The sequence below is a fragment of the Terrabacter carboxydivorans genome, assembly GCF_039532035.1.
Lineage (GTDB): Bacteria > Actinomycetota > Actinomycetes > Actinomycetales > Dermatophilaceae > Terrabacter > Terrabacter carboxydivorans.
Map to the genome: position 1 here is coordinate 1 of NZ_BAAARE010000026.1, position 12,052 is coordinate 12,052.

General features: G+C 67.6%; 15 protein-coding genes, 1 pseudogene and 1 other annotated feature. Of the genes and pseudogenes, 7 read left to right on the forward strand and 9 right to left on the reverse strand.

The annotated features are described in order from the left end of the window. Both ABD297_RS20780 and ABD297_RS20785 read right to left on the reverse strand, forming a co-directional pair. Window positions 1-439: IS3 family transposase (locus tag ABD297_RS20780; RefSeq protein ID WP_344257029.1), on the reverse strand; the 439-nt coding region annotated here is incomplete at its 3' end. Next, window positions 335-490, reverse strand: a sequence feature (AL1L pseudoknot). Its footprint overlaps the gene before it by 105 nt. Then, on the reverse strand, window positions 448-768 hold the full coding sequence (locus ABD297_RS20785) for a transposase (RefSeq protein ID WP_344257030.1): 321 nt from the start codon (window positions 766-768) through the stop codon (window positions 448-450). Its footprint overlaps the feature before it by 43 nt. Before the next feature lie 904 nt (window positions 769-1,672). Here ABD297_RS20785 and ABD297_RS20790 point away from each other — a divergent pair. From ABD297_RS20790 to ABD297_RS20800, 3 genes and pseudogenes are all read left to right on the forward strand, one after another. Then, window positions 1,673-1,942 (forward strand): hypothetical protein, encoded by a 270-nt coding sequence (locus ABD297_RS20790; RefSeq protein ID WP_344257031.1) that lies wholly within the window; start codon window positions 1,673-1,675, stop codon window positions 1,940-1,942. A 91-nt stretch (window positions 1,943-2,033) separates the two neighbouring features. Next, window positions 2,034-2,189: pseudogene (locus ABD297_RS20795) on the forward strand (transposase); the annotation flags it as partial. After that, complete coding sequence (locus tag ABD297_RS20800; protein ID WP_344257085.1) at window positions 2,190-2,348, forward strand: hypothetical protein; 159 nt, start codon at window positions 2,190-2,192, stop codon at window positions 2,346-2,348. A 181-nt stretch (window positions 2,349-2,529) separates the two neighbouring features. Here the strand turns inward: ABD297_RS20800 and ABD297_RS20805 are convergent, their stop codons facing one another. After that, the gene (locus ABD297_RS20805) at window positions 2,530-3,123 is read right to left on the reverse strand and encodes a TetR/AcrR family transcriptional regulator (RefSeq protein WP_344257032.1); all 594 of its coding nucleotides are present in this window, start codon (window positions 3,121-3,123) and stop codon (window positions 2,530-2,532) included. Window positions 3,124-3,184: 61 nt separating this feature from the next. Here ABD297_RS20805 and ABD297_RS20810 point away from each other — a divergent pair, with 61 nt between their 5' ends. Next, the gene (locus ABD297_RS20810; protein ID WP_344257033.1) at window positions 3,185-3,958 is read left to right on the forward strand and encodes a maleylpyruvate isomerase family mycothiol-dependent enzyme; all 774 of its coding nucleotides are present in this window, start codon (window positions 3,185-3,187) and stop codon (window positions 3,956-3,958) included. A gap of 430 nt (window positions 3,959-4,388) precedes the next feature. On the opposite strand, the gene ABD297_RS20815 is transcribed toward ABD297_RS20810, so the two are convergent. The 3 genes from ABD297_RS20815 to ABD297_RS20825 all read right to left on the reverse strand — a co-directional run bounded on the left by ABD297_RS20815 (window position 4,389) and on the right by ABD297_RS20825 (window position 6,749). Then, window positions 4,389-5,507 carry a tyrosine-type recombinase/integrase gene (locus tag ABD297_RS20815; protein ID WP_344257034.1) on the reverse strand — a complete coding sequence of 373 codons (1,119 nt, stop codon included), beginning with the start codon at window positions 5,505-5,507 and terminating at the stop codon, window positions 4,389-4,391. A gap of 8 nt (window positions 5,508-5,515) precedes the next feature. Next, entirely contained in the window at window positions 5,516-5,755 is a 240-nt protein-coding gene (locus tag ABD297_RS20820) for a helix-turn-helix transcriptional regulator (RefSeq protein WP_344257035.1), read from the reverse strand. 649 nt (window positions 5,756-6,404) lie between these two features. Next, entirely contained in the window at window positions 6,405-6,749 is a 345-nt protein-coding gene (locus ABD297_RS20825; RefSeq protein ID WP_344257082.1) for a GlcG/HbpS family heme-binding protein, read from the reverse strand. Between ABD297_RS20825 and ABD297_RS20830 the strand changes: the two genes are divergently transcribed. After that, a complete protein-coding gene (locus ABD297_RS20830) occupies window positions 6,711-6,863 on the forward strand; it encodes a hypothetical protein (RefSeq protein ID WP_344257087.1) in 153 nt (50 codons plus the stop codon). The two genes, ABD297_RS20825 and ABD297_RS20830, sit on opposite strands and share 39 nt — an antisense overlap. Here the strand turns inward: ABD297_RS20830 and ABD297_RS20835 are convergent. Both ABD297_RS20835 and ABD297_RS20840 read right to left on the reverse strand, forming a co-directional pair. After that, window positions 6,844-8,337, reverse strand: coding sequence for an APC family permease (locus ABD297_RS20835; RefSeq protein ID WP_344257036.1), 1,494 nt, complete (start codon window positions 8,335-8,337; stop codon window positions 6,844-6,846). The genes ABD297_RS20830 and ABD297_RS20835 overlap by 20 nt on opposite strands. Window positions 8,338-8,541: 204 nt before the next feature. Beyond that, window positions 8,542-8,967 carry a hypothetical protein gene (locus tag ABD297_RS20840; protein ID WP_344257037.1) on the reverse strand — a complete coding sequence of 142 codons (426 nt, stop codon included), beginning with the start codon at window positions 8,965-8,967 and terminating at the stop codon, window positions 8,542-8,544. 196 nt (window positions 8,968-9,163) lie between these two features. Here ABD297_RS20840 and ABD297_RS20845 point away from each other — a divergent pair, with 196 nt between their 5' ends. Continuing rightward, entirely contained in the window at window positions 9,164-9,721 is a 558-nt protein-coding gene (locus ABD297_RS20845; protein ID WP_344257038.1) for an AAA family ATPase, read from the forward strand. Window positions 9,722-10,094: 373 nt separating this feature from the next. After that, a complete protein-coding gene (locus ABD297_RS20850; RefSeq protein ID WP_344257040.1) occupies window positions 10,095-10,487 on the forward strand; it encodes a nuclear transport factor 2 family protein in 393 nt (130 codons plus the stop codon). 740 nt (window positions 10,488-11,227) lie between these two features. On the opposite strand, the gene ABD297_RS20855 is transcribed toward ABD297_RS20850, so the two are convergent. Next, on the reverse strand, window positions 11,228-11,857 hold the full coding sequence (locus ABD297_RS20855) for a hypothetical protein (protein ID WP_344257041.1): 630 nt from the start codon (window positions 11,855-11,857) through the stop codon (window positions 11,228-11,230). Between the last annotated feature and the right edge of the window lie 195 nt (window positions 11,858-12,052).

Genomic DNA, 12,052 nt, shown 5'->3' on the forward strand with positions numbered 1-12,052 from the left:
GGCAGTAGGTGATGTCCGCGACCCACAGCTGGTCCGGTGCCGTGGCGGTGAACGCCCGCTGCACCAGGTCCGGGCGGGTGTCCGGGCCGCTGCCGGGGATCGTCGTGCGTGGCCCCTTCGCCCGGCTGACGCCGTGCAGCCCAACGGATTTCATCAACCGGTGCGTGGTGCAGCGAGCCACCAGATGGCCCTGCCGGCGTAGCTCGGCATGAACCTTCCGGATGCCGTACACGCCGTAGTTCTCGGCGTGGATCGTCACGATCCGTGCCAGCGTCGCGACGTCGCTGACCGACCGTGCCGACGGGGCGCGGGTCTTGGCCGCGTAGTACGTGCTCGAGGCGATCTGCATGCCGGCCCCCGACAGGACCGTGCAGATCGGCTCGACCCCGAACCGGTCGCGGTGCTCGTCGATGTACTCCACGAGCACCCGAGTCGGCACTCTGGCGCTTACTTCAGCTTGCGGTCGAGCTCCGCCGCCGCGAAAAACGCGGACGCCGTCCGCAGGATCTCGTTCGCCCGGCGCAGCTCCTTGACCTCCCGCTCGAGCTCAGCGATCCGCTTCGCCTCCGCGCTCGTCACGCCCGGGCGGTGGCCCTCGTCGACCTCGGCCTGCTGAACCCAGTTGCGCAACGTGTCGGGGTTGATCCCGAGCTGGTCGCCGACCCGCTTCACCGCGCCCGCCTTGGTGTCGGGGTCACGCCGCAGATCGACGGCCATCCTGATCGCTCGCTCCCGAAGCTCCTCCGGGTACTTCCTCGGTGCTGCCATGGCTCTCATCCTTCCGTGAAATGAGAGCCTCCATCAGACCCGGAACGGGACACAGGCAGTGCAACCGCTTGTCTTCGCGGAACTCGCCCAGGCGCTTGATGTGCGCAACGGCCAGGAGAGTCATCGCCAGGGCGCCCAGCCACGGACCGGGCCGCGCGGGGTCGGCAATCGCAAAGCAGTGATGCGCGAAGCCGATGGTGACGGCGAGGGCCAACTGGCCTATCGCCCCCGCTACTCGTGCGTCGAGCACTCCACGAATGCGGCTTCAACATGTGCGTCGTGCCCGGACACCTCGTTGCCGGATGGTGCGACGTTGTCCGACGCACGGCTACTCGTTTCATCGACAGCTGGACCGGTGCCTGCGCAGGCTCTGGTTCAGGTGCCCGGGCTCGTCGTTCGCAATCGCGGCTGCCCACGCCTTCGTCGTGTGGTTCTCACAGGGGTTGCGCCGCCTGGGCACCGCCGGGCAGGAGAGGCTCAATAAGGGATTGCTCTGCTCGAAGTAGCGGTGCCCTCCACGCGCAACCAGTAGTCGGTGTCGGGTGAGGGAGGTTGGCATGCAAGAGCAGGTTCCGCGGGTCGTGATCGGCATGGACCCACACAAGCGCAGCGTCACGATTGAGTCGTGACGGCCCGAGACGGTCCTCGATCGTGACCGGTTCGACACGAGCGTCGAGGGCTACCGAGCGATGCTCGAACACGTGGCGGCGTGGCCGGAGCGGGTGTGGGCGATCGAGGGGTGCGAAGGGATCGGGCGGCACATCGCGCACCGGCTGATTGCCGACGGGCAGGTGGTCGTGGACGTGCCGGCGAAGCTGTCAGCGCGGGCCCGGGTGTTGGCGACGGGGCAGGGCCGCAAGACGGCGCGACCGCCGCGCACTCGGTTGCGCTGGTCGGCACGAGGATGGCCGGGCTGCGCCCGGTCGTGACGGATGCGCAGCTCGAGGTGTTGCCGCTGCTCGTCGACCGTCGCCGCTCGATCGGCGATGAGCACACCCGCAAGAGGAGCCAACTGCACCGAATCCTGTTGGAGATGCTGCCTGGTGGCGGGAAGAAGTACCTCTCTGCCGCGCAGGCCAAGGCCCTGCTGGCCAGAGTCCGGACCCGGGATGCGGTCGGCAAGACCCGAAAGCGGGTCGCCGCGGAGCTCGTGGCTGACCTGGAGCGGATCTAGGTCCGGAAGAAGACCGCCGGCAAGGAACTGAAGGAGCTTGTCGCGGCCACAGGAACCTCGCTGCTCGGGTTGCACGGTGTCGGCCCGTCGGGTGCGGCGCGGCTGCTCGTCGAGGTCGGGGACCTGTCCCGGTTCCGCGACCCGCAACCACTTCGCCTCCTGGACCGGGACCGCCCCGATCGACGCATCGTCTGGCGACCACGTCCGGCACCGGCTCTCTCGTGGCGGGAACTGCCAGATCAACCGGGTGCTGCACATCATGGCCACCGTCCAGCTACGCGCCCCGACCGAAAGCCGGGCCTACTTCGACCGGGAGCAGGGCAGCGTTAAGAGCTCGATGGAAGCGATTCGCTGCCTCAAACGGCGACTGTCCGACCTCGTCTTCCGCACCATGCTCGGCGGATGAGTCGCCGGAAGAGTGACGGGCCCTGGAGGGCACCGGACAACGACTCTGACTCCGGCGCGACCGACTCACAACCCCAGGCCGGCTCTTCGGACAAGCCACTTCCGGAACTCGTCACCACCCGGCGTAGAACGTCCTTGCCGACTGCATCTTGACACAGAAGAGAGCCATGTGGGTGTGTCTCCTATCCCTGCTGGCCAGGTGCGAGTCCCGCCAGCAGAATGTCGACGGTCCGGTCGAGGGCCTCTCCCCAGCGGCTGCCTCCGGGGTCGTTGCTGACCTGTTGCGTCGCCAGGCCCGTGAGCATCGCTGTCCAGATGTCGACGGCCGTCGGGTCGACGATCCCGACGGCGCGCAGCGCCTTTGACAGTTCCGCGAGCACCTCACTGGCCAGTGCGTAGGACGGGGCCGAGGGGACGAACGCCGGAATCACCCGCAGGAACAGCAACTGCAACCGTGCGGAGTCGGCAACGGCGAACTCGAAGAATATGCGCGCCCCGGCGCGCACCCGGTCCTCCTCGGGCAGTTCTGCCGTCAGCAGGGACTGGTACGCCGCACGCAGCTCACGGTAGCCCTGGGCGTACATCTCGTCGTAGAGCGCGCTCTTGCTCGCGAAGTACACGTACAGCGACGGCGCCCGCATCCCCACCTGCGCCCCCAGGTCGCGCAGCCCCCAGCCGGTGAGGCCGCGCTCGCGCGACAGCTGCCAGGCCGCGTCGACGATGACTCGCCGGGTTCGCTCGCGCCGCTGGTCACGCGTGAGAGTGGGGGGCTGCACCCTTGACACCGTACCGGTGCAGCGCCATCGTTGCCTAACAGCGTTAGGTTTAGGAGTGGGGATGACCACAAACACCAGTGGAGTCGCTCAGATCACGCCGATCGCCAAGAGCACCGACGCGGCTGAGGTCGCATTGGCTACCTACGACCAGCTACTCGTCCTGCTCCACTCACTGGACGACAAGGCGTGGCGGGCAGCCACGGAGTGCCCGGGCTGGTCGGTCGCCGACATGGTGGGGCATCTAATCGGCGCCGCCGAAGCAAACGCCTCCCTGCGACAGAACATGCGGCAGCAAGCTTGGGGCGCACGTCACCGCAGAGATCATTGCGGGAACCCGCTTGATGCGGTCAACGCACTCCAGGTCAGCGAGCACCGCTCCCTGGCCCCTGCCGAGAGAGTAAGCATGCTGTCTTCACTGGCACCGCGGGCGGTCGCCGGCCGGATGCGGCTCCCGCGGCTACTGCGTCGGGTCAGCGTCCCCATCGCTCAGTCGGGCTCGTCTGCCGGGATGCCACCCCGGCTTCGGCTTGGGCATCTCGTGGACGTCATCTACACCCGCGACGTGTGGATGCACACCCTCGACATCGCGCGCGCCACGGGCGGCGAGGTCGACCTCTCCGCACCAGTGAACGCCCGGATCGTCGCCGACGTTGTCCGGGAGTGGGCACTGCTGCATGGGCAGCCGGTAGACCTCACTCTGACCGGTCCATGCGGCGGCCGTTTCGTCAGCGGCGCCGGGGCACAGCGACTCGAGCTCGACGCCGCCCAGTTCTGCCGTGCCCTCTCCGGGCGCGCGCCCGGCCAAGGCTTACTGCGTCAACTCGTCATCTTCTAGGTGTGTTGACCTGTCGTTGAGCGGGTGGTGGACAGGGCTCGAGCCTGCCGCCGGAGGTCTCTGCTTTTACGTCCGCTATCCGGCATGTGGGTGAAAGTTCGTACGCCCGAAGGAGGCTCAGAGGCGCGGGGGATTTGAGTCGATCGCCACGGTCGCTGTTGATCATCCCCTCGCGGGTGGCTCCTCGAGGTGCGGCCGGACAGGGGACCGGAGGGTCAACTGGCGGTGGCACGAGCAGCTCTTTAGGGCGCACGTGGTACGCAAGAACCTCCGCAAAAAGTCCGCAAAAAGTCCGAGAACCGTCGCGCGCAGTCACGGTGCTCAACATCGCCAACGTGCGTTTTGGCTGGTCAGAGGCCTGGGGCACCAACGACAGCACGAACTGATCAGCCGGTGGCAATCCCCGGCGTATCGGCCGACTCATCCACTTTCAGACCTCTGAACTGCGGTTTTGTGTTTCGGCACCGCTGTTAGTCCGCAAATAGTCCGCAAAATTTCGGAGGACTCCATCGACGGCGGCCCTCGTGCGCTCGTCGTTGTCGGGCCAGAGGTGGCTGTAGGTGTCGAGGGTCTCGCTCGCGCGGGCGTGGCCCAGGCGGGCTTGGACGGTTTTGACGGACTCGCCGTGGCGAATCAGTAGCGAGGCGTAGTAGTGGCGCAGCTCGTGGAAGCGGATGGCCGGCACGCCGGCCTGCTTGAGCGCGCGGTTCCACTCCGTCCAAAAGGCTGATCGGCGCAGTGGGGCACCGACGTTGTTCGTGAAGACGAGCGCGGGGGAGGGGTAGGTACGCAAGTGCTCTCGGAGGGCGTCGACGACCACCTCGGGTAGGGAAACGACGCGCACGCTTGCTTGGGACTTCGGGGGCCCGAAGAACGGCTCGCGGCCGTTTAAGTTGATGAGCTGACGGTTGACGAGGACGGTGCGGCGCTCGAGGTCGAGGCGGTCGACGGTGAGGCCGACGATCTCGCCTTGCCGCAAGCCGGTACCGGCGGCGAGGATGACGAGCGCTTGATGGCGCCGGGGCATGTGCCCGACGATGGCAGCGAGCTGGTCCTCGGAGATGGGCTGGACCTTCGGTTTGGTGACCTTGGGCAGCTTCGTGCCTGTGCACGGGTTGGACACGATGCGGTGGTCGGCGACTGCCGACTTGAGGATGCCCGACAGGATGCGGTGGGCGACACCGACCGTGGACGGGGCCAGGGTAAGGCTGAGCTGCTTGACCCACCTCTGGACATCGGAGGGCTGAATCGCTGCCAGGCGCATGGCGCCCAGGTGGGGGTCGACGTAGCGACGGACAACGCCCTCCATCTGGTCGGCGGTCGTCGGTCGATGGACCTGCCTGCTGAGCCACTTCTGTGCGTAGTCGCTCAAACTGAATCGGCCCGCCTGAGGATCGACGTAGCGACCCTCCCGTTGGGACTGTGTGGTCTCGGCGAGCCAGCGCTGGGCGTCGACCTTGCGCGCGAACTGCTTGGTGCGTTCGCGGCCGGACGCGTCGCGGTAGCGCGCTCGCCACTTGCCGTCCGGCCGCCTCGCGACGTTGCCCACGAAGCGAGCTAGCGCCGGTCGGCGTACTGCGCGGTCACCCAGGCGTCGACGTCATCAGCTCGATAGAGCACGCGGCGGGGGCCCATCTTGAAGCTGCGCGGTCCGATGCCGATGTGTCGCCAGTAGCGAAGCGTCGCCTCAGGAACCCTGATCATCTCGGTGACCTCGGCGGAGTTCAGGAGCCGGCCCACCTCGCTGGCCAGCGTTGTTGAAGTGCCGGGCCAACGGGCGCTGTCCAAGGCTGTCATCAGATCTCCCTCCTGTTCATCGCTGCTACAAGGATCACGCGGTGACCGCACCTGCATCCAGCAGACACAGGCCACCGGTGTCGTCGTACACCAACGCTATGGACTCAACTGGCAGCAGCCACTGTCGGTGCTCGCTGGGACGCTTGAGGCATGCAGGTTGAGCGACTTCGGTGCCCTATCTGTCGTGCACCGATGACGGACGATGATGGCGCCAGGACGAAGAAGGGCGACCCGGTTCACGCGTTCTGCCTCGAGCGGGCACGCGCAGCTGGCGCCGGCACACCGACCCACACGGAGAGCCGATCGGGGACACAGTCGTTGCGCGCTGGTCTCACTGCGAGTCGGGCCGGGCGCTGTCCAATCTGCGACCTCCTCTTCGGTGTCGGCACGCCCATCTGTCCGTGTCTCGACGGGCAGTGGGGTCACGCCTCGTGTGCCGGCGCCCAGCAGGCGGCTGCCCGGAACAAGGCGGAGATCCTCGCCGGCGAGACGTATCGGTCGCGTCAGAAGAGCACGTGGCGTCGGGGCTCGTCGCCGGGAAGTTCGCGTAGGAAGGCCTGACGGGAACGCGCCTATAGCGCCTCCGGGGCCTCCCGCGCGGGACTGGAGTGCCTAGATCGCTCCGGGCGAGTGGCCGTCGACTCCGTGGTCAGCGAGGCGATGGCCACAGCGTGGCTGCGGCTGCTGCGCAGGCCAGGTCTTGGGGCGCGCTTGCGCCGCTGACCCCGATGCCGGCGACCACACGACCATCGGGGGCCCAGAGGGGGAGGCCTCCTGCGAAGACGACGTAGCGTCCGCCACCGCTGGAGGCGAGCCCGGCAAGTGAGGCCCCCGGCGCGGATTCGGCGGCGAGATCTCCGCTCGGACAGCGATGTGCGACAGCGGTGGCGGCCTTGGCGACCGCGAGGTGCGGGCCGGCGATCTCGGCCTTGTCCATGCGGGCGAAGCTGACGAGATGACCGCCCGCGTCGACCACTGCGACCGAGACCGCGATCCCAAGGTCCGCGGCATGTCCGACCGCAGCAGCGCACATCCGTTGGGCCAGGGCCAGGCTCGGTCCGGTGACGCCGTGAAGCAGACCTACCTCCTCAGGCACGGTGGCCTCTGACCGGCTGCTCCTCGAGGTCGTCGTCCACCTCGCCGGCGGCGAGTACCGCGCCTACCCGCGACAACCGCTCTGGCTGGCGCTTGCCGATGACCCAGGCAATGACTGCGCTGACGATGATGGCGACGACCACCATGTACGGGAAGAGGTTGTACGGGGCGGCGGGAACGGGCCAGATGAGCCCGTAGATGGGGATCAGCATCACGAGCATGCCCAAGACGGGCAGCACGACGTGCTTGAGCATGTTGCGCCGGTCGCGGGCGACGGTGGCAAAGAACCGGATGCAGGCCAGGTTCGTGAGGATGTAGACCGGAATGATGGCCAGCGTGAGCAGGCTGCCCAGGTAGGCGTAGGCGTTGAAGGCGCCGACCCAGGTTCCGACCCCCAGCGTCACGACCACGGCGAAGACCGTGTTGGCGATGATGGCCGCACTCGGGGTGGCGTGACGGGGGTGCACCTTGGCCAGCACCCGCGGGAGCATGTGCTCGCGGCCCATGGCGAACAGGATGCGGGCGATCCCGTTGTGGCTGTTCATCGTGACGGCGAAGATGCTGGAGACACCAGCGAGACCGACGAGCAGCTTGAGCCAGGGCGCGTAGTTCGCGGCGAGCGTGGTGAACGGCGCGGTGTCTTTGACCAGCGCGTCGACGGCGCTGGTGCCGAACCCGACCATCTCGGCGTACGTGGTGAACAAGTAGATGACCCCGACGAGCAGGACAGCCCCGAAGATGCCGCGCGGGATGTGGCGTCGCGGGTCACGGACCTCTTCGCCGAGGGTGGCTGCAGACTCGAAGCCCACGAAGGAGAGCACGCCGAAGACCATGCCCAGAGCGATACCCGAGAGACCGCTCGGGGACGAGGAGGGCAGCAGCGGGGTGGCCGTCAGTCCGTGAGCGCCGCCCTTGACCAGGATGACGACGGAGAGCAGCAAGATCACGCCGACCTCGATACTGAACAGGGTCAGGGCCGTCTTGAGCGACCCGGAGATGCCCTGCCAGGACAGTGCCAGCATGATCGCGGCGAACACCAAGGAGATGATCGGCCACGGCACCCCAACGCCGTAGTCGTTGAGGATGTCGTGACTGTAGATCCCGATCAGCGCCAGCTCGGCCGGCACCAGCAGGGCGTAGGCCAAGAACATCAGGATGCCAGTGACGAACCCAGAACGTGGCCCGATCCCGCGGGCGACATAGGTGTAGAAGGCCCCGGCGCTGGGCAGCTCTCGGGCCATCTCAGCGACACCGTTGGCGACGATGAGGGACGCGACCAGAGATACGAGCATCACCAGGGGCATCGCGGCGCCAGCGAAGCCGGCCACGAGCTGCGGGTTGAAGTAGACAGACACCGCCGGGCCCATAAGCGCGGCGGACATGATGACCGCACCGCCCAATCCGACGCTCCCACGGCGGAGTTGGTGCTCACCTTCCGTACCGCGCGGTGAACTAACGCCTGCAGCGTCCAGCGTTTCCTTGGACATGTGCGCTCCCGATCCGAACTCGTCGCCGGCAGAGATCCCTCCGTGGCGGAGGCGGCTGGACGCGACAGTACTGTCACGGCAAGTAGCCACACAATGAGGGCAATGCACTGTCACAATCGGGCCCGACCCATCCTTCGGGTGGTGTTCGTCAACCGCCCGCGGCGCCGTCGCCCAGTGCAACCCGGGACAGACAACGTGCAGGCTCTACACCCCTAGAAACTCGCGGTCCTCGGCCGACAGGACCACCATGCGCGGCGTCCAGCTCGCTGGCCGCATCCCCCTGTCGTCCAAACCGAGCAGCCGGCACCGGGCCATGATCACCGCACGGACTTCCCGAGCCGCTTCTACGTCTCCGTCCATCGCCTTGTCCCAGAGCGCGACTTGGAGGGCATCCAGCCGGGCCAGTTCCCACTGCAGGTGGTCCTCGACCGCCTCCTTGCGGTCCCGGGCCAGCGCTTGGTGCACGATGTGGTGCACCGTGCCCCGGTTCGCGTAGCCGAGCTCGTCGGCGATCTCCTGGTAGGTGCGCCCCTCGGTCGCCATCTGAACGGCGCGGGCGTGCCGGGCCGTGGCGAGGGCTCGGTTGCGGTGCCGGCCGGTGACGAGGGGGAGGGCTGCGGGGACGCTCATGGGAACCATCCTCCGCGGTTCGAGCTACGTGGCAGCGGAGCCGCTCCGCAGAAGTCGCATCCCGGGGCCGACCAGCGCACGGGTTCGCCGTGTCGGGTGCCTTTGGAGCCGCTAGGTTTCGGTGTACCACGGCGATCCGAGCAAGGGTGCATCCGATGTCGAGCAACTTCGTGCCGTCCGCGCAGGACGATGCCGAGTGAAGAGGACAGCCGGCGAAGCGTTCGTGGTAGTGGGACCGCCCGCGGTCGGCAAGAGCACCACCGCGCGGCTGCTCGCCTCGACCGCGGCGACCGGAGTGCACGTGCCTGTCGACGCCCTGCGGGATTTTGTCGTGTCCGGGCTGGTGCTGCCCGGTGCCGACTACTCGGAGGCGCTGGACGAACAGGTGCGTGCCGCCCGACAGGTAGCCCTCGCCGCGCTGACGACCTATACCGAGCTGGGGTTCACCGTCGTCCTTGACGACTTCCTCGACCCGACCGGTCTGCTCGAGTACCACGAGGTGGTCCGATCCCGCAGGGCGACCGGGGTCGTGCTCCGACCGGACCGGGAGGTCGCGATCGCCCGTGCACGGCAGCGGGAGGCCACGCCCGAGGGAGCGGCGTACATCTGCATGGGCATCGAGGTGGTCTTCTCCTGCCTGGACGAGGTGCTGCCACGGCTGACCGGCCTGGGTTGGCAGGTGCTCGACAACACGAATCTGGATCCTTCGGAAACCGTCGCTGCGATCCTCGATCTGGGCCGCGGCCGCGACTGACGCGAAGCGGTTCGAGGACCGGGTCTACTCCGGGTCCTGCACGAGGGGTCAACGCCGAATCTCGTGCTGGGATCGGCTGCCGCGCGTGCCGTAGCGATGGACCGTGCCACCTCCGCCAAGGACCCGAAGGACCGAGTCGGATCGCCTCATGAAGCCGGGAAGAGTGCCTCCGAAGGGCGTGCAGGCGCACTCTGATCACCTGACGAGCTCCCCTCGGGCGTTGTCCAGTCGGTCCTTCGATTCCTTGCCACTCGGCCGCACGTCGACCAGTGTGTAGACGACCCGCGCTTTCCGGGACACAGCCTGTACGCCGGGGCTAGCGTGGTGTGGTTCACACGACCGTAGGCGCTTTCGTTAGGGAAGGGGATCGGACATGGGCGCAACAGAGGATGCAGAGGTCGTCCGCCGCGGGTACGCGGCCTTCAGTGCCGGTGACATGGCCACGCTCACCGAGCTCTTCGCTGACGACGCGGTCTGGCACTCGCCCGGCAGCGGGTCGCTCTCGGGGACGAAGCAGGGCCGCGATGCGATCCTGTCGTTCTTCGGCGAGCTGATGACGCGCTCGGAGGGCAGTCTGGTGGTCACCCTCGACGATGTCGTCGGCGGGGACAACCACTCGGTGGGGTTGAACAGGGTCCACGCCACCCGGGGGACGAACACCTTGGATCAGCATGGCGTCATCGTCTTCACGGTGCGCGACGGGCGCGTCACCGAGGCACGCGAGTTCTTCGAGGACACGACCCGTAACGACGAGTTCTGGGGCTAGGAGCGCTCGCTCCAGCAACACGTCCGGGCAACGCATGTCTGTAGCACCGGCCGGTCCGTTACTTGCTGCACGTGTCGTACGGCACAGCACGTCAGCTCCGAGAGGACGCCAGCGGATCCGTCGCACCGGTGAACCGCACGAGTGGTGAGCTCCGGTGACAGGTCGGACTCCGGCTCCGAACGGAGGGAGTGCGTGATCGCCGGATCCTCCTCCGGCACTTTCGCGTCTCCGGCCGGTTGACATGCGGCCGGCCACAGATGACCTCCCGAACACCTGGCTTCGCGAGTGCGCCGCGAGGGCACTTGGGGTCCTTTACTCGTTACCTGATGCGGGTGAGCAGCTCCGCCGACAGCCACTGCTGCACCAAGACGCGGTCAGCCTCGATGAGGTAGGCGACAAGGGCACCGCCACTCGACCACGATGCCTGGGTGGGGGCCAGGGGCGTCGGGCCCACCGCGGACCCAGACGGGCTCCGCACGGGGTCCTGTCCGGTTCCATTGGTTCGATCCCCCCACCGATCCGGCAGGTGGCGCTGCCGACGTACCCCCCGAGCGTCGGCAGCGCCCTCCCCGGTCGGGCGTGGGTAAGCACGGGCGAGCGCGGGCAGGATCGGTGCCTCTAAACCTCCGGCCCGGGCGTCCGGGTTCATCGGACCCTTGAAGCCGGACGCGCGAGCCAAGGGCGTGGGCCCGTCGGTCCACTGGTGCGGCGACTGGTCTCTGCCCCCGGGACGGTTCAGATCAGCAGGTGACCTTGTTGAAGGACAGGTGTGGAGCATCCACGAAGGGGATCTGCCCCGGGGTCCAGCTGGCGTGGGTGGTGTAGTGGACGGACAACTGCGTCCCGTCGGTGAGGGTCCCGGTGACGTTGACCGTGCCGTGGATGACGGCGGAGGACTGGTTCGCTGAGACCCCGAACCAGTCGGTGATGTGCCCGGTGAGGATCGTGTCGGCCGGGCCGGTGATGGTGGCGCTGACGATGTTGCCCTGGGAGTCGAACACGAGGTTGACGCTGGATGGCGGGTAGAGGGTCAGGGTGCCGGTGCCGGTGAAGGTGTTGGTCGCCCAGAAGTCCTGGGCCTTGTTGGCGTTGACGTGCTCGACGCCGTTGCCGGTCATGTCGAGGAACGGCAGGTCGTTGACCAGCCAGTCGGGGCAGGTCGATGCGTTGGTGGGGGTGCCAAGCGGTGTCTCGAAACCCTGTTGGTTGGTGAAGTGTGCCGTCTGCGCGCACGGGCCAGGCATCGCGGGCGTCCCGCACGCCAGCGGCGGCGGGTTGTCGGCGGATGCGGGGCTGCCGGCGAGCAGGACGATGACGCTGGCGCAGCCAAGGACGGCGATGGCGCGTAGGTGTCGGAGCTGACGAGCCATGAGCTTCTCACTCTCTGCTGACGGCTCCCCCGAGGGGCCCACTCCACGAGCAGGTCAGCCGAGTGGTTGTCCCGTCGAACATCGGGGACGACAAAACTCTAGAACCGGCACCCGAGCGTCCGAGTCCTTTTGCGTCAGTTCGCCGACTCCCGCAGGCACATCGACGCCAACTATGGGTCCGTCGTGACACCGCGA